The sequence below is a fragment of the Streptomyces albidochromogenes genome, assembly GCF_005981925.1.
GTDB lineage: Bacteria > Actinomycetota > Actinomycetes > Streptomycetales > Streptomycetaceae > Streptomyces > Streptomyces albidochromogenes.
The window spans coordinates 38,612-54,748 of sequence record NZ_VBVX01000006.1; the positions used below are offsets into that span (position 1 = coordinate 38,612).

A 16,137-nucleotide genomic window follows, 5' to 3' on the forward strand; every position below is an offset into this window, starting at 1 on the left:
CCGACCCCAACGAGCCGCGGACGTTCACAGCATCACGTGCTTGACCTGCGTGTAGTCCAGCAGGCCCGCCATCGACAGGTCGCTGCCGTACCCCGAGTGCTTCACCCCGCCGTGCGGCATCTCCGACACCGTCGTCCCGTGCGTGTTCACCCAGACGATGCCCGTGTGCAGCGCCCGCGTCGCCCGCATGGCGCGGTCGTGGTCGGCGGTCCAGACGCTCGCCGCGAGGCCGTGGCGGACGTCGTTCGCCAGCCGCAGCGCCTCCTGTTCGCCGGTGAAGGACTGGACGGTCACCACCGGACCGAAGATCTCCTCCTGCACGATCTCGTCGCCCTGCTCCACCCCGGTGACCACCGTCGCCTCGTGGAAGCAGCCGGGCCCCGCGAGCCTCGCGCCGCCCACCGGGACCTTCGCACGGCCCGGCAGACGGGGCAGCAGGCCCTCCACGGCGGCGAGCTGCCCCACGCTGTTGAGCGGGCCGAAGTCCGCGCCGGGCCGCAGCGCCGACGCGTGGGCGGCGAACGCGTCCACGAAGGCGTCGTGGAGATCCGCGTGCACCAGGAGCCGCGTCGGCGCCGTGCACTCCTGGCCGGCGTTGTAGTACGCGACGGCGCCAGCTGCGCGGCCGCCGACTCCACATCGGCGTCGTCGTGGACGACGACCGGGGCGTTCCCGCCCAGTTCCAGATGTACGCGCTTCAGACCGGCCGCCGCGGCGGTGCGACCCCCGGGTCACCGTCGAGTCGGCGCAGGCCGTGATCTGGGCCACGGCGGCCCGGGACCTCAAGGTCGCTCCGGAGTTCCCCCAGTTGTGACACCGGCCGGGGTGCCCCCCGCCGCACGAGCGCGGGGCCGGCGCCCGCTGCAAGGGCCCGGCCGGAGCCGCGGTGAACGGGCCCGGCCGGAGCCGCGGGGTGCCGGGGCGGCCGCTGGTAAAATGGGTGCACGCTCGAACACCGCCAGGGCCCGTACCGAGGGGTACGGGCCCTGGCGCGTTGCGGGCGCCAGACCCAGGAAGGTTCCCCATGAACGCGAAGCCGCCGGCTCCCGCATCCTCCCGTGCCGGCAGGACCCAGCGGGCGACAGCGCCGCAGTGCGAACTGTCGACGCCGCCGCCGGTGGCCCCGGGCCTGCCGCCGGCCGCGTCCTTCGACGCACTCGGGCTGCCTCCCGAGCTGCTGGAGACGATGACCGGCCTCGGCGTGACGGAACCCTTCCCGATCCAGGCGGCCACCCTGCCCGACGCCCTGGCCGGCCGCGACGTCCTCGGCCGCGCACGGACCGGTTCCGGCAAGACGCTCGCTTTCGGCCTCGCGCTCCTGGCCCGTACGGCGGGCAGGCGCGCGGAGTCCAAGCGGCCGCTCGCCCTGGTCCTGGTGCCGACCCGGGAGCTCGCGCAGCAGGTGAGCGACGCGCTGGCGCCGTACGCCCAGGCCCTGCGCGTGCGCCTGGCCACGGTGGTCGGCGGGCTGTCGATCAACCGGCAGACGGCGCTGCTGCGGACCGGCGTGGACGTGCTGATCGCGACCCCGGGCCGGCTGGCGGACCTGGTGTCGCGCCGGGACTGCCACCTGAACCACGTGCGGATCACGGTGCTGGACGAGGCGGACCAGATGTGCGACCTGGGGTTCCTCCCGCAGGTCTCCGAGATCCTCGACCAGGTGCGCCCCGACGGCCAGCGGCTGCTGTTCTCGGCCACGCTCGACCGCAACGTCGACCAGCTGGTGCGCGGCTACCTGAACGACCCGGTGCTCGCCTCGGTCGACCGGCTCGCGGGCTCGGTCACCACGATGGAGCACCACGTCCTGAACATCCACGCCGCCGACAAGTACGCGATCGCGACCGAGATCGCCGCGCGTGACGGCCGGGTCCTGATGTTCCTGGACACCAAGGCCGGCGTGGACCAGTTCACCCGCCACCTGCGGGCCAGTGGCGTCCAGGCCGCCGCCCTGCACAGCGGGAAGTCGCAGCCGCAGCGCACGCACACGCTCGGCCGGTTCAAGGACGGTGAGATCACCGTGCTGGTGGCCACCAACGTGGCCGCGCGGGGCATCCACATCGACGCGCTCGACCTCGTCGTCAACGTCGACCCGCCGGCCGACGCCAAGGACTACCTGCACCGCGGCGGGCGCACCGCACGCGCCGGGGAGTCCGGGAACGTGGTCACGCTGGTCACCCCCGGCCAGCGGCGCGAGGTGAACCGGATGATGACCGACGCCCGCATCCGGCCGACCGTCACCCAGGTCCGCTCCGGCGAGGAGAAGCTGACCGCCATCACGGGGGCGAAGCGCCCGCCGGCCACGGTGGGGGCCGCCGGCGGAAACGCCCCATTCCGCGGCATCGGTACGCGCCCGGGCCGCCCCGCGAAGGAGTCCCGCAAGGCCGCCGAGGCCCGCAAGGCGGCGGAGGCCCGCGCGGCGGCCCGGGTGCGCAAGGGCCGCTGACGCCGGGCTGACCCGCGACCGCGTGAACGGGCGCCGGGCCGGCGGGGCGCGTACGACACGGAGGCCAGCACCCGGGCGGCGGGCCCGGCCGGCCGCGAGCCGTTCCGGCGGCGCCGTGTCAGGCGCCGAGCTTGCCGACGGCGTCGCGCAACGACGCCGCCACCCGCGACACGTCCTCGCGCGTGGGCGTCGCGGTGCCCATGCGGTCGACGAGCTCCGCCCGGGACACGAGGACCGCCGCGCCGCGGAAGTCCTCACTGCCCTGTGCGGCCCCGCCGACGACCTGGGCCCGTCCTTCCAGCAGCACCAGGACGGCGCCGTCCTCGGTCGTGTCCAGGAGCTCGTGGACCAGATTCTCGTCGATCATGTGTGCCGTCCTCGCGCTCGTGCGGGCTGCCTCACTCGGAGTTCTTCTGTACCAGGCAGTCGTATCCCAGTTGCATGGCGTCGGCGACCGCCAGGGCGGTCAGGCCGCCCGTCACGGTGCGCGTGGCACGCGGCCACAGCAGGTGGGCGCCGGCGAGCGTGGTCGTCAGCCAGACGCTCAGGCAGAACGGGCAGGTGACGAGCTCGCCCACGGTCGACCTGACGTCCCCTCCGCGCGCGCTCTCGCTCACCTCCGCCGGGCCCGTCGCCTTCTCGTAGCGCGTGAACGGCGCCCGCAGGGGGCTGGTGACGGAGCCCTTGCTGAGCAGTCGGCCCAGCCGGAAGGTGGCCGCCGCCGTGAACAGGACGTCCAACGGGTCGTGGCGGTCCGGCAGTTTCGCCTTCCGCGCGCCGACCGCCGCGCCCCAGGCCGCTGTGTACGCGCCGAACGCGACCACGGCCCCCAGATGCCCGCCCAGCCGGCGTTCCTCCTGCGGAGAGTAGGCCCTGCTCGCCCGCCGGAACGCTTCCCTGACCCGTCGCATGTTCCTGCCTTCCGTACGCACGCCGTGATCGGCGGCGTCTTCGCCGCCCGGCGTTGATGGTCGTCTGTGGACGGTGCGTCCAGCGGCCGCCGCACGGCTCCACCCCGCGGGCACGCGACCGGCGAGGTCCCGGCGATTCGGTCACGCACCACAGGTAACCGTTCGGCGGGAACGGAAACGACCCGGTCGACGGTTCGGCGGCGGACGGGCCGTTCGAGGAGCGGCGCAGGGGGAGTGGCCGGGCACGGGCCCGCGCGGTCCGAACATCCGTTCCGAGGTCCGTGTCCCGCGCGTTCACACGATCGAATGCGGCGTCGACCGCGTTGACTTCCGCGCCTAGTGCAGATTCACTAGACGAACACTGGTGTATGCGCACTATCTTGAGGTAGGAATGCGACAGCTCGCCACAGGGCGCCCGCCCGCGGGAAGGGCTCGTCGATCGACGCCGCGCCGCTCGGCCGGCCGTGAGCGGCGGGGGAGGTGCGGCCCGCCGTGACCCTGCGCAGATTCGAGTCGTACGCCGTCGCACGGGCCGGCGTGGCCCGAGTGGCCTTCGGCGGTGAGCTCGACTGGGACAGCGCCCCTTACATCCGCAAGGCGGTCGCGGCCTGCCTGGAGGAGCGGCCGAAGACCTTGTGTCTCGACCTGTCCGATGTCTCCTTCTGCGACTGCGCCGGAGTCAACGCGCTGCTGGAGGCGCGGATCGCCGTGAGCGCGGCGGGCGCCGGCCTGGTGGTGGAGGGGATCGGAGCGCAACTGGGACGGCTGCTGGCACTGATCGGGGCGAGTGACGTCCTCACCGGGGAGACCGCGGCGGAGGCGACGGAACCGGCGCGCCGCGCCTGAGGAGCGACGGCGGCCGCCGGGCCGCCGCCCGTAACCCTTCTGGCATGATCGTGCAGTCCGCCACCAGCAAGGATGCTCCGATGCCTTCACCGCCCCCGCGCGACCGACCGGTCCGGGTTCTGTTGGTCGAGGACCACGACATGGTGGCCGAGGCCATATCCCTGGCCCTGGAACGCTCGCCGGGCCTGGAGATCGTGGGACGTTCGGCGACCGTGGCCTCGGGGCTGGCAGACGCCGGGCGGCACCGGCCCGACGTCGTGGTGATGGACCGGCGGCTGCCGGACGGTGACGGTGTCAGCGCCATCGCGGACCTGGAGGCGCTGGTGCCGCGGGTACGCGTGCTGGTCCTCGCGGGGGAGGCCACCGCGTCGGTCGCGGCACGCGTGGCGGAGGCGGGCGGAGCCGGTCTGATCCTCAAGGCCGACGGACTGCGCGAGCTGGAGGACGCCGTACGTCGCGTGGCGGCGGGCGAGATGGTGTTCAGCCAGGACCTGCTGGGCGACGTGCTGGGGCGGCTGTCCGGCAGGGAGCCGGGACCCGGTGCCAAGCTGACGCCCCGGGAGCGGGAGACACTCGACCTGCTCGGGGAGGGCTTCACCACCGCGGAGATCAGCGGCCGGCTGGGCGTCGCTCTCAACACGGGACGCAACCACGTCCAGCGGGTGCTGGAGAAGCTGGGGGCCCGCTCCCAGCTGGAGGCCGTGACGATCGCACGACGCGAAGGGCTCCTCGGGTGACCCACCAGCCGCCACCGCAGGAGTACGCGCGCAAGCAGACGGGTCCGCTGTCGGAGGCGGCCTTCACCCTCCTGGTGCAAGGGGTGCTGGACTACGGCATCTTCATGCTCGATCCGCAGGGCTACGTGATCAGCTGGAACGCGGGCGCGGAGCGGATCAAGGGATACAGCGCCGCCGAGATCCTGGGGCGGCACTTCTCGGTCTTCTACCCGACCGAGGACAAGGAGGCCGGCAAGCCGCAGTGGGAGCTGGAGACCGCCGTGGCCGACGGCAGGCTGGAGGACGAGGGCTGGCGCCTGCGCGCCGACGGTTCCCGGTTCTGGGCGAACGTCGTGATCACCGCCCTGTGGGGCGAGAACGGCGAGCTGCGCGGCTTCGGCAAGGTCACCCGTGACATGTCCGAACGCCGGGCCGCGCAGCACGCGCTCAGCGAGCGGCGCCGGTTGTTCGACCACCTGGTCCAGGCGCAGGAGACGGAACGCCGCCGCATCGCGTGGGACGTCCACGACGACTCCATCCAGGCCATGGTCGCTGTGGGCATGCGGCTCGAACTGCTGGCGGAGCGGGTGCCCGAGTCGTGTGCCGCCGAACTGGAGCGCCTCGAAGCCTCGGTGCGCGGGGCGATCAACCGCCTGCGCAACCTGACGTTCCGCCTGAACCCGCCCGGCATCGACCGGCACGGGCTGATCGAAGGGCTCTCCAACCACCTCGACGACGTGGTGGGCGCCTGGGGGCTCACCCGTTCGTTCGAGCACCGGCTGGACAAAGAGCCCACGCCCGAGACGGCCATCACCGTTTTCCGCATCGTCCAGGAGGCGTTGCTGAACGTGCGCAAGCACGCGCACGCGACCGCGGTGACCCTGCGCGTCGAGTCGGCCGACGGTGGCATCCTGACGCGTGTGATCGACGACGGAACCGGCGCGCCGATGTCGCGCGACGTCGTGCACGAGCATTTCGGAATCATCGAGATGCGGGAGAGAGCCGAGACGGCGGGGGGATGGTGGTCGATGCGCAGCGAACCGGGAACGGGGACGACCGTGGAGTTCTGGGTGCCGAGCCCCGAGCCGACGCCGCCGCTCACGGACGATCTGCCGTGACCGCGCGGCCGTCGGGCGACTCCACCGGTTCGCCGTGGCGTGTGATCCTCTGCGACGACAACCCGATGCTCCTGGAAGCCCTGTGCGAGGTCGTGACGGCACAGCCCGACCTGGAGGTCGTGGGCACCGCACTCAACGCCGATCAGGCGATCGCACTCGCTCGCCGCCACGAACCGGACCTCGTGGTCCTCGACGTCCGGTTCCCCGGCGGCGGCCACTTCGTCGCCAAGGAGATCGCACGCTGCTCGCCGGACAGCCGCGTCGTGGCGTTCTCCGCGTACGGCGACAAGGGCTCCGTCGACGAGATGCGGAACGCCGGCGTCGCGGAGTACGTACTCAAGGGCGCCACCAACCGGGAGTTCCTGGCGGCTCTGCGCCGGGTGGCGAGCCCCTAGGCGATCGCCCGTCGCGCACGCGGACACGCTGTGCCCGTCACGACCGGGTGGCAGGAGCGGCGCCCCCGTGCTCTGCTCGGACCGACGGGCGAAACCACCGGGCAAAGGGGAGCCGTGACCGCGAAGGATGCCACTCGGCAGGAGACCATCTCCGAGTTCCGGGACACGGTGAACCTCACCGCCGCCGAACTGGAGCGCTGGCTGGAGAGCGACGAGTCGCGCGGCGTCGGCCAGAAGAAGGACGGCGACGACGAGAGCGTCGGTCACGAGTCGGGCCGACGCATCGTCGAACTGCTCCGCACCAAGGAGTCGGAACTCGACGACGACGACGTCGCCCACATGCGCAAGGTCGTCGGCTATGTCCGGCGCCATCTCGCCCAGCGTCCCGACGGAGACGTCGCACAAAGCCCGTGGCGGTACTCCCTCAAGAACTGGGGCCACGACCCGCAGAAGAAGTGACCGCCGCGCGGCCTACGACCGGCCGGTCTACGCGCCGGTGGAGGATTCCGTGCCGCGGTCTTCCGACCGGTCCGCGGAATCGACGACGTCCGCACTGCTGAGGGCGTCGTCATGGGTGGACGCCTCGGCGGAGGAGGGCGCGGGGCTGAGGGCGGCGATCGCCGCCCCCACCGCGAGGGACGCGACGGCGAGCATGCTGCGCTTCTTCATACCCGGTTCAACTCCCCGGCCCGGCCGGGGTCACGCCGCGGACCGCTCGAACGTACGTCGCCCTACGGTCCGGCCCCGGCCACGGGCCCGCACGGCCGGCGCCCCGGGACGCTCGCCGACGGGCGCCGGATCACGTCCGGGCCATGAGCCGCAGCATCGCCGTGTCGTACCGCGCCCGCAGGCCCACGTCCTCCGACACCCGCAGCAGCGCGCCCAGCGCCCGTACCGCGCCCTCGTCGTAGCCGGACGACTCCGCCTCGCGGGCCGCGTCCTCGAGGCGGCGTACCCCCTCGGCCTCGTCGCCCATCCCCAGCAGCGCCTCGCCCGCCACCGTGAGCAACAGCGTGCGGGACGCCGCCGACGCGTCCGGGGCGCCGTCCAGCGCGAGCGCGTCGACGGACGTGCCGAGGGCCGCCCGCCACTGCCCGGCGGCCAGCCGGTGCCGGGCGAGGTGGTACAGGGCCAGCCGCTCGGTGTGCGGGGCGCCGGCCTCGCGGGCCAGCAGGGCCGCCCGCTCGCACCCCTCGGCCGCCTCCTGGGGGCTGCCGAGCGCCGCCTGGGCCAGCGAGAGGTTGACCAGCGCGGTCGCCTCGCCGCGCCGGTCGTCCGCCCGGGCGGCCAGTGCCGGGGCGGCCTCCAGATGGTCCAACGCCTCCTCGGTCCGGCCCTCTTCGGTCAGGACCCATCCGAGCAGGGCCCGCACCCGCGACTCGGCGCGCTCGTCGCCATCGGCCCGGGCGGCTTCGAGGGCGGTCTCCAGCAGCGGAGACCAGCCGTCGAGCACCCGCCACACCATCTGCGGCCACTGGGCCAGCACGACGCGCCACGTCCTGCCGTGCAGTCCGGCGGCGCGGGCCGCGGCCGCCGCCAGGGCGAGGTCGTCGCGCTCGGCCGCGTACCAGGCCATGGCCCGGTCCCGGTCCGGGAACTCCCGTACCGCCTTCGGCGCACGGAAGTCGGCGGGCAGCTCGAAGCAGGGCTCGTCGCCCGGTTCCGCCGCGCCGGCCGCGGCCAGGGCGGTGGCCACGCTGTGGTCGAGCACCCGGACCAGCGCGTCGGGGCCGGCGTCCAGACCGCGCGCGTACAGCCGTACGAGATCGTGCAGGGTCCAGCGGCCGGGCGCGGTACGGGTGACCAGGTGCGCCGCGGTCAGCTTGTCGAGGGCCGCCTCGGCCGTGACCGGGTCCGTCCCGGCCAGGGCGGCCGCCGTGTACCGGTCCACGCGCGTGCCCGGGTGGCGGCCGAGATGCGCGAAGTGGTGCGCCACGTCCTCGGGCAGCCGGCGCACGGTGAGCCGCAGCGCCGCCCGTACGCCCGTGTCCTCCACGTCCAGCAGGCTCAGGCGGCGCGACTCGTCCGACAGTTCGGCGGTCATCGCGCTCAGGGACCAGTCCGGCTGATCGGCGAGCCGGGCGGCCGCCACCCGCAGCGCGAGGGGCAGCCCGCCGCACAGCTCGGCGAGGCGCCGGGCGGCCACCGCCTCCGCCAGGACCCGCTCCTCGCCGAGCACCGCGGCGAGCAGGGCCGTGCCGTCCTCAGGTTCGAGTACGTCCACGGGGACCGGACGGGCGGCGTCGGACGCGATCAGCCCGCGCAGCCGGTACCGGCTGGTCACCACGGTCACGCAGCGGGCGCCGCCCGGCAGCAGCTCCCTGACCTGATCGGAGCCGCGGGCGTTGTCCAGTACGACGAGGAGCCGGCGGCCGGCGGCGAGGGACCGGAACAGCGCGGACGCGCCGGTCGTGGTCTCGGGGACACGGCGCGGAGCGACCCCCAGGGCCAGCAGGAACTCGCGCAGCACTTCGAGGTGGGCCGGCTCGCCGGTGTCGCTGAACCCGCGCAGATCGGCGTAGAGCAGGCCGCCGGGGAACGCGGCGCGGTTGCGGTGGGCCCAGTGCACGACGAGCGCCGTCTTGCCCACGCCCGCGGGCCCGGTGACCAGGCAGACCGGTGCTTCGCCGGCCGCCGCCCGGGACAGCGCGGTGAGTTCGGCCGCGCGCCCGTGGAACCCGCGCGGCACACGGGGCAGCAGGTCGGCCGTGCCGGCGGTCGGGGCGGCGGACGGCCCGTGGGCGGCGGTGGGCACGGCCGGCGGCGCGGGCGCCTCCTCGGCCTCGTCGCCCTCTCCGCGCAGCGCCACCGCGTAGGCGTCGGCCAGCTCCCGGCCCGGGTCCACCCCGAGTTCGTCCGCGAGCAGCCGCCGGGTGCGGTGGAACCAGTCGAGCGCCTCGGAGCGCCGCCCCGCCCGCTGGAGCGCCCGCATGAGCGCGGCGGACAGCGATTCGCGCAGCGGATGGTTACCGGCCTCGGCGCGCAGCACCGCCGCCGCGCGGGCGTGCTCGCCCAGCCGTGCGTACGCCGAGGCCAGTGACTCCACGGTGGTTAGCCGGAGTTCCTCCAGCGCGTGCGCGGCGGCCTGCAGCGGCGGGCTCGGATACGCGCCGGTCAGCGCGGGCCCCTGCCACAGCGACAGCGCCTCCTGGTACATCGCCACGGCGTCCGCCGGCGGGCGCCGGCCACGCGCCAGCGTCACGAGCTCCTCGAAGCGGTGGGCGTCCAGCAGGGTCTCCGGCATCCGCAGAACGTACGCGGCTCCCTGGGTGACCAGTTCCACGCCGTACATCCCGGCGTCGGCGCCGGCGAACAGCACGCGCAGGCGCGACACATGGCCCTGGATGACGCTGCGGGCGCGCGGCGGCGGTTCGCAGTCCCACAGGGACCGCGTCAACTGCTCCAGCGGAACGGGGCAGTTGGGCCTCAGCAGGAGTGCGGCGAGGAGGCTGCGCCGCTTGGCGGGGCCGAGCGGCAGTTCGCCGGCCTCGGTGGCGACACAGACCGCTCCGAGCAGCCGGAACTCCACTGGCACAACTCCTTCGGGGGAAAGATCCAGGTTAACGGACGGTTCCGACGGTCCCGGCGGTCGGCCGCCCGCCTGGCCGAAAAGGGTCTCAGCGGTCCGCGGGCCACTCGGCCGGCACAGAAACTGCCCCGCCGTGTTCCGGATATCGAACGAGTCGCGGGGGTAGGCCGGTCGAGGGGCGGAGGGGCCCATTCCACCGGGTGCCGGCCGCCTCACCCCTGTGCTTTTCGCCGGTCACCGGGCCGGCCACCGCGAACGAACCTTCTGGAGCCAGCAGATGAAACACGAGACCCGCCCCGTCGTCATCGACCCCTCCGGTGCCGACATCCACGCAGAGGGAGCCCGTATCCGCGAACAGGGACCGGTGGCGCTGGTGGAGCTGCCCGGCGGAGTGATGGCATGGGCGGCCGGCGATCACGCGTTACTCAAGGAACTGCTCACCGACCCCCGGGTCTCGAAGGACCCCCGCCGGCACTGGCCCGCGTGGATCGACGGGGACATAACGCCGGACTGGCCGCTGTTCACCTGGGTGGCCGTGACCAACATGTTCACCGCGTACGGAAGCGACCACAGGCGCCTGCGGAAGCTGGTCTCCACGGCGTTCACCGCGCGCGCCACCGAGGCCCTGCGCCCCCGGATCGAGCGGATGACCGCCGACCTGCTCGACGGCCTCGCCGCGACACCCGAGGGGCAGGTGGTGGACCTGCGCGAGGAGTACTGCTACCCGATACCCATCCAGGTGATCTGCGAGCTGTTCGGCGTCGATGACGAAGGGACGCGCAAGGAGCTGCGCCGGCTGGTGGACAGCATCTTCAACACCGCCGCCACGCCCGAGGAGGCGGCCGCCACCTTCCGGGGCATCCACCAGGTGCTCTGCGACCTCGTCGCCCTCAAGCGGGAAACCCCGGGCGACGACATGACCAGCGTCCTCATCGCGGCCCGCGAGGAGGACGGCGAGCGGCTCACCGAAGCCGAACTGGTCGACACCCTGCTCCTGGTGATCAGCGCCGGGCACGAGACGACGGTCAACCTGCTGGACAACGCCATCCACGCCCTGCTGACCCACCCCGAGCAGCTCGCCCTGGTCCGCGCGGGCCGGGCCACCTGGAACGACGTGATCGAGGAGACGCTGCGCGTCCAGGCGCCGGTGGCCAGCCTGCCGTTGCGCTACGCGGTGGAGGACATCGAGGCCGGGGGCGTGACCATCGAGCGGGGCGACGCGATCCTCGCCGCGTACGCCGCCGCCGGGCGCAACCCCGCGCACCACGGCGACGACGCGGACCGCTTCGACGTCACCCGGGTGAACAAGGAACATCTCGCGTTCGGACACGGCGTCCACTTCTGCCTGGGAGCGCCACTGGCCCGGCTCGAAGCACAGATCGCGCTGCCCGCCCTCTTCGAGCGCTTCCCCGGTCTGGTGCCGGCCGTGCCGGCACAGGGGCTGCGGCCGGTGGCGTCGTTCATCTCCAACGGCCACCGCACCCTCCCGGCCCGCCTGACCGGCGGAACGCGCCAGGCCGGCTGACCCCGGCCGCGGCCCGCCGGGCGCGGGGGAGGGCTGCCGGGAAGCACCTCAGCCACGGCGAAGGGCGGGCCGCCGTCCGGGCAGCGGCCCGGACGCGGTGGCCGGCCGTGCCGGAGCCCGGACGGGCCTTGCCGGGGGCCCGGGCCGACGCACGCCGCTCGCCGCTGGCCGCTCGCGGCTCGCGGCGAGGACAGGTGAGGGAGACCGGTGATTCCACCGATGCCCCCGCGCCGGACGTACGGCGACAGTGGCACCCGCCAGCCAAAACGGCGGTGCCCGCCCCCCCCGTACGACCAGACGCAGTCCTCGCGAAGAGCGCCGCGTCGGGCCCGGCGGCCCCGCCACGACCGAGAGGACGACTCAGTCGTGCAGCAGTACACCAGCGAGACCAGCAAGGGCGCTCCCGGCGCCGCCCCGCTCCGCCGCCACGGCCGCCTGCGGTCGGCGATGGCCGGCCTCGCGGCGCTCCTCGCCGTCGGCGGACTCGGCACCGCCCTCACCCCCACCGCCCAGGCGGCGGACAACCCGTACGAGCGCGGCCCCGCCCCCACCACGGCGAGCATCGAAGCGAGCACCGGCCCCTACGCGGTCTCGCGGACCACCGTCTCCTCCCTGGCCGTCACCGGCTTCGGCGGCGGGACCATCTACTACCCGACCTCCACCAGCGACGGCACCTTCGGCGCGGTGGCGGTCTCGCCCGGCTTCACCGCCGACCAGTCGTCCATCGCCTGGCTCGGTCCGAGGCTCGCCTCCCAGGGCTTCGTCGTCTTCACCATCGACACCCTCACGCGGTACGACCAGCCCGACAGCCGGGGCCGCCAACTGCTCGCCGCGCTCGACCACCTGACCGAGCGCAGTACGGTGCGCGGCCGGATCGACAGCTCAAGACTCGGCGTCATGGGCCACTCGATGGGCGGCGGCGGTTCGCTGGAGGCGGCCAAGAGCCGGCCCTCCCTCCAGGCCGCGATTCCGCTCACCGGGTGGAACACCGACAAGTCCTGGCCCGAGATCCAGACCCCGACACTGATCGTGGGAGCCGACGGCGACACCGTCGCCCCGGTCGGCACGCACTCCGAGCCCTTCTACGAGAGCCTGCCGTCCTCGCTCGACAAGGCGTACCTGGAACTCAACGGCGCGTCCCACTTCACGCCGAACACGTCCAACACCACCATCGCGAAGTACAGCCTCTCCTGGCTCAAGCGGTTCATCGACAACGACACCCGCTACGAGCAGTTCCTCTGCCCGCTGCCCCGGCCCGGCCTGACCATCGAGGAGTACCGGGGCAACTGCCCGCACGCCTCCTGACGGCCACCCCCGTCGGTGCCGGTGCCGGTCGCGTCGCTCTGCGCGCGCCGGCACCGGCACACCGCGTCCCGCGCTGCGCCGGCACCGGCACACCGCGTCCCGCGCCCGTGTGCGCGGGCACAGACTTCGCCCGCCGGCACTGGGCGCGCGCCCAGCGCCGCCCTCCCAACTCGCCCTTTCCCCAGGTCAGATGGGTGGGCAGGTCTCCCCGCCCGTACTGGACGCGAGGCTTCCGTCACCGTCCGCGCGGACGTAACGTGACGGGCGTGAGCGGAGGACGACCGTGAGGGGTACGGTCCGGCTGTACGGCCGGCGCACCGAGCTGGAAGCCGTGGCAGCCCTGTCGGGCCGGGTACGCTCCGGCCGCGGCGGCGCTCTGCTGATCGCCGCGGAGCCCGGACTCGGCCGCACCGCCCTGCTCCGCCGGGCCGCGGCGGACTTCGGCGCCGGCCCCGTCCTGCACACCCGGGCGGTCCCGGCCGAGAGCCGCCTCCCGTACAGCGCGCTGCACGCGCTGCTGTGCGCGGCGGGCGGCGCGGGGCCCGCCGGTGTGCCGCGCTCCGGCCTCGCGCCGGGCGCCCTGCTGGAGCTGCTGCGCACCCGCGCCGCCGGGCGGCCCCTGCTCGTCTGCGTCGACGACGCGCACCTGTGGGACGACCGGTCGCGCGCCGCCCTCGGCTTCGCCGCCCGCCGCCCGGACGCCCTGAGCGCCGTCGGGCTGCTGCTGACCGCGGCCGCGCACCAGGCGCACGACCCCGACCTCGCGGGGCTGCCCGTCGTCCGCCCGGGGCCGCTTCCCGAGCACGCCGCCGGGGACCTGCTCGACGAACTGACGGGGGAAGGGGTGGACCCCGCCGTACGGCAGGCGCTGCTGCACGAGGCCGAGGGCAACCCGGCCCTGCTGAAGGCCCTGCTCGGCCGCCTCTCGCCGGCTCAGCTCTCCGGACACGCGCCGCTGCCCCGGCCGCTCGCCGACGGCGACGCCCTGCTGCGTACCGTCGGCGAGCGGCTGGCCGCCCTGCCACCGGACACCGGGTTCGTGCTGCTGCTGGCCGCCGCCGCGCAGGAGCAGACGCCCGAAACCGGGGGAGCGGACGCGGCCCTGGTGGCGCGGGCCGCCCGCGCCGCGGGCATCGGCACGCGGGCGCTGGACGCCGGGCAGTGGGCGGGCGTGGCGCGCTGCGACGGGGACCTCATCCGCTTCGCGACCCCGCTGCTGCGACGGGCCGTGCACGCGGGCGCCCCCGCCGCCCGGCGGCGGGCCGCCCACCACCTCCTCGCGACGGCCCTCACGGGTGACCGGCACCGCTTGGCGCGCCTCCTGCATCGCGCCCTGGCGGCCGAGGCTCCCGACCCGCGCCTCGCCGCCGGCCTGGCCGCCGCCGCCTCGGCCCCGGGGGTCCGCGGCCCCCAGCGCTCCCTCGCCCTCGCCCGGGCCGCCGAGCACACCCCGGCGGACGACGGCGCCCGTACGTCGCGCCTGACCGCCGCCGCCGAACTCGCCCGCCTCGCCGGCCATCCGCACCGGGCGCGGGAGCTGCTGGCCGCCGCCCGTGCGGGGGGCGGGGTCCACGACGCCGTACGCGGCCGGGCCGAACTCGCCGCGGGCCTGCTGGGCCTGGGCGACGGCCCGGCGGGGGACGCCCAGGCGGCGCTGCTGGTGGCCGCCGGACTGCTCGGCCCGTACGACCCGCGCCACGCCCTCGCTGCCCGCCTCGCCGCGATGGAGGCGGCCTGGGCCGCCGGTGACGCGGCGGGCTGCGTCACCGCGCTCGGCGGCGCCGATCCGGCGCCGGCCGGGTCCGCTACGTACCCCGCGGGGCAGGGCGTGTGCCCGCACGCGCCGCCGGGGCGGGCGACGCCGTACGCACCGGGCGGGAGCGGCGCGTCGTACGACGACTACCGCGGCGGCATGCTCGCCGCCCTGCGCGCACGGCCCGCCGAAGCGCGCGGACCGCTGCGGCGGGTGCTGGAACGGGCCGCGGACGACGACGATCCGCAGCGGCTGCTGCGCGCCGGGTCCGCCGCGCTCGTCCTCGGCGACATCGCGGCCGCCCTGCGCGTCACCGCCCGGGGCCTCGCCCTGGGCCGGGCCCGCGACCACGTCGCTCTCGTGCCCCAGCTCCTGGAGCACCTGGCCTACGCCGAGTTACGGGCCGGGCGGCACGCCAGGGCCGGAGCGCACGCCCGCGAGGGACTGACCGCCGGCCACCGCGCCGGCCGGCGCAACACGCTCGCGCACCTGCACGCGGTCCTCGCCCTCGTCGCCTCGGTCGAGAGCGACGCGGCGGCCGTGGCCGGACACGTCGGGGCCGCCATGGCGATCGCCGGCCCGCACGGCCTCGCCCAGGCCGCCACCCTGGCCGAATGGGCCTCGGCCCGCGTCGATCTGGGGCGCGGCCGGGCCGCCGAGGCCGCCGCGCGGCTCGGTCCGCTCGTACGGGAGGGGCCGCGCCGGGGGCACTTCGCCGTCCGCATGCTGGCCGTTCCCTGCTTTGTCGAGGCCGCCGTGCTCGCCGGACGACCGGACGACGCGCCCGCCGTGGTCGAGGAGTTCGCCGCCTGGGCGGCCCACGGCGGCGATCCGCAGGCGCCCGCGCTGCTCGCCCGCTGCCGGGCGCTGCTCGCGGGCCCCGACGAGGCCGACACCCTGTTCGCGCACGCCCTGGCCCTGCACGCACCGGCCGGCGGCGACTTCGAGTGGGCCCGCACCCAGTTGCTGTACGGGAAGTGGCTGCGGCGCCGGCGCCGTCCGCGCGAGGCGCGCGGACGCCTGCGGGACGCGCTGGTCGCCTTCGAGCGTTCCGAGGCGCTCGCCTGGGTGGACCAGACCCGCGCGGAGCTGCGGGCCACCGGGGACGTGGCCGCCGGCGAACCGGCCGGGGCACTGTCCTGCCTGACGCCGCAACAACTGCGCATCGCACACTGCGTCGCCGAGGGGGCGACCAACCGCGAAGTGGCGCAGCGCCTGTCCGTCAGCCACCGGACCGTCGACCACCACTTGCGCAACGTCTTCGCGCAACTGGGCGTGCGGTCGCGGGTGGAGCTGTCCCGGCTGGTGGAGCGCGCCGGGCGGACCGGCTGAACTCCGGTACGGGACCCGCCGCACGAGGCGCGTTACCACGTACGGAACAGGGAGGCAACCACTCCCATTCCCCGCGTGGCTGGTTATGATCTGCATCCCCCACGTCCTGTCTCCTATACACATCTCCGAGCCCACGAGACTAGCGCTCATATCGTATGCCGTCTTCTGCTTGAAAAAAAAAGAAGAATATGAAGTTACGGGAGGAACGGCTGAGTCCAAAGGCACAGATATGCTTGCACTGTCGCCGGAAGATCGAGCAGGCGA

Annotated in this window: 13 protein-coding genes and 1 pseudogene; 9 read left to right on the forward strand and 5 right to left on the reverse strand. The window is 74.7% G+C overall.

Translation table 11 applies throughout. The annotated features are described in order from the left end of the window. Positions 1-24: 24 nt before the first annotated feature. Positions 25-701: pseudogene (locus tag E2E34_RS01760) on the reverse strand (aldehyde dehydrogenase family protein). 323 nt (positions 702-1,024) lie between these two features. On the opposite strand from E2E34_RS01760, the gene E2E34_RS01765 reads away from it, so the two are divergent. Further along, complete coding sequence (locus tag E2E34_RS01765) at positions 1,025-2,443, forward strand: DEAD/DEAH box helicase (protein ID WP_138900124.1); 1,419 nt, start codon at positions 1,025-1,027, stop codon at positions 2,441-2,443. A 118-nt stretch (positions 2,444-2,561) separates the two neighbouring features. Here the strand turns inward: E2E34_RS01765 and E2E34_RS01770 are convergent, their stop codons facing one another. Both E2E34_RS01770 and E2E34_RS01775 read right to left on the reverse strand, forming a co-directional pair. Continuing rightward, positions 2,562-2,810, reverse strand: coding sequence for a hypothetical protein (locus E2E34_RS01770; RefSeq protein WP_138900125.1), 249 nt, complete (start codon positions 2,808-2,810; stop codon positions 2,562-2,564). Between the two features lie 31 nt (positions 2,811-2,841). Further along, positions 2,842-3,354: a DUF1360 domain-containing protein gene (locus E2E34_RS01775; RefSeq protein WP_138900126.1), complete on the reverse strand. Its 513-nt coding sequence runs from the start codon at positions 3,352-3,354 to the stop codon at positions 2,842-2,844. Between the two features lie 492 nt (positions 3,355-3,846). Between E2E34_RS01775 and E2E34_RS01780 the strand changes: the two genes are divergently transcribed. The 5 genes from E2E34_RS01780 (at position 3,847) to E2E34_RS01800 (ending at position 6,888) form a co-directional block, all read left to right on the forward strand. After that, a complete protein-coding gene (locus E2E34_RS01780; protein WP_138900127.1) occupies positions 3,847-4,200 on the forward strand; it encodes an STAS domain-containing protein in 354 nt (117 codons plus the stop codon). An 80-nt stretch (positions 4,201-4,280) separates the two neighbouring features. Then, entirely contained in the window at positions 4,281-4,937 is a 657-nt protein-coding gene (locus tag E2E34_RS01785; protein ID WP_138900128.1) for a response regulator transcription factor, read from the forward strand. Next, positions 4,934-6,034 (forward strand): PAS domain-containing sensor histidine kinase, encoded by a 1,101-nt coding sequence (locus E2E34_RS01790; RefSeq protein WP_208765115.1) that lies wholly within the window; start codon positions 4,934-4,936, stop codon positions 6,032-6,034. Before E2E34_RS01785 ends, E2E34_RS01790 begins: the two co-directional genes overlap by 4 nt. Further along, positions 6,031-6,429: a response regulator gene (locus E2E34_RS01795; RefSeq protein WP_167518176.1), complete on the forward strand. Its 399-nt coding sequence runs from the start codon at positions 6,031-6,033 to the stop codon at positions 6,427-6,429. Before E2E34_RS01790 ends, E2E34_RS01795 begins: the two co-directional genes overlap by 4 nt. Positions 6,430-6,543: 114 nt before the next feature. Next, a complete protein-coding gene (locus E2E34_RS01800) occupies positions 6,544-6,888 on the forward strand; it encodes a DUF3140 domain-containing protein (RefSeq protein WP_138900130.1) in 345 nt (114 codons plus the stop codon). 27 nt (positions 6,889-6,915) lie between these two features. Here E2E34_RS01800 and E2E34_RS01805 read toward each other — a convergent pair whose 3' ends face one another. Further along, complete coding sequence (locus E2E34_RS01805; protein WP_138900131.1) at positions 6,916-7,098, reverse strand: hypothetical protein; 183 nt, start codon at positions 7,096-7,098, stop codon at positions 6,916-6,918. Positions 7,099-7,228: 130 nt separating this feature from the next. Further along, the gene (locus E2E34_RS01810) at positions 7,229-9,958 is read right to left on the reverse strand and encodes an AfsR/SARP family transcriptional regulator (RefSeq protein WP_138900132.1); all 2,730 of its coding nucleotides are present in this window, start codon (positions 9,956-9,958) and stop codon (positions 7,229-7,231) included. 277 nt (positions 9,959-10,235) lie between these two features. Here E2E34_RS01810 and E2E34_RS01815 point away from each other — a divergent pair, with 277 nt between their 5' ends. The 3 genes from E2E34_RS01815 to E2E34_RS01825 all read left to right on the forward strand — a co-directional run bounded on the left by E2E34_RS01815 (position 10,236) and on the right by E2E34_RS01825 (position 15,873). Then, the gene (locus E2E34_RS01815) at positions 10,236-11,483 is read left to right on the forward strand and encodes a cytochrome P450 family protein (protein WP_138900133.1); all 1,248 of its coding nucleotides are present in this window, start codon (positions 10,236-10,238) and stop codon (positions 11,481-11,483) included. Positions 11,484-11,849: 366 nt separating this feature from the next. Continuing rightward, entirely contained in the window at positions 11,850-12,788 is a 939-nt protein-coding gene (bdeA, locus tag E2E34_RS01820) for a bis(hydroxyethyl) terephthalate hydrolase (RefSeq protein WP_439333671.1), read from the forward strand. Between the two features lie 283 nt (positions 12,789-13,071). Beyond that, positions 13,072-15,873, forward strand: a complete 2,802-nt coding sequence (locus E2E34_RS01825; protein WP_138900134.1) for a helix-turn-helix transcriptional regulator — start codon at positions 13,072-13,074, stop codon at positions 15,871-15,873. Positions 15,874-16,137: the final 264 nt, after the last annotated feature.

What these genes read in the sequence shown, in the direction of transcription:
- E2E34_RS01765 (WP_138900124.1), top strand. Translation starts at nt 1,025, where the DNA reads ATGAACGCGAAGCCGCCGGCTCCCGCATCCTCCCGTGCCGGCAGGACC.
- E2E34_RS01770 (WP_138900125.1), bottom strand. Translation starts at nt 2,810, where the DNA reads ATGATCGACGAGAATCTGGTCCACGAGCTCCTGGACACGACCGAGGAC.
- E2E34_RS01775 (WP_138900126.1), bottom strand. Translation starts at nt 3,354, where the DNA reads ATGCGACGGGTCAGGGAAGCGTTCCGGCGGGCGAGCAGGGCCTACTCT.
- E2E34_RS01785 (WP_138900128.1), top strand. Translation starts at nt 4,281, where the DNA reads ATGCCTTCACCGCCCCCGCGCGACCGACCGGTCCGGGTTCTGTTGGTC.
- E2E34_RS01805 (WP_138900131.1), bottom strand. Translation starts at nt 7,098, where the DNA reads ATGAAGAAGCGCAGCATGCTCGCCGTCGCGTCCCTCGCGGTGGGGGCG.
- E2E34_RS01815 (WP_138900133.1), top strand. Translation starts at nt 10,236, where the DNA reads ATGAAACACGAGACCCGCCCCGTCGTCATCGACCCCTCCGGTGCCGAC.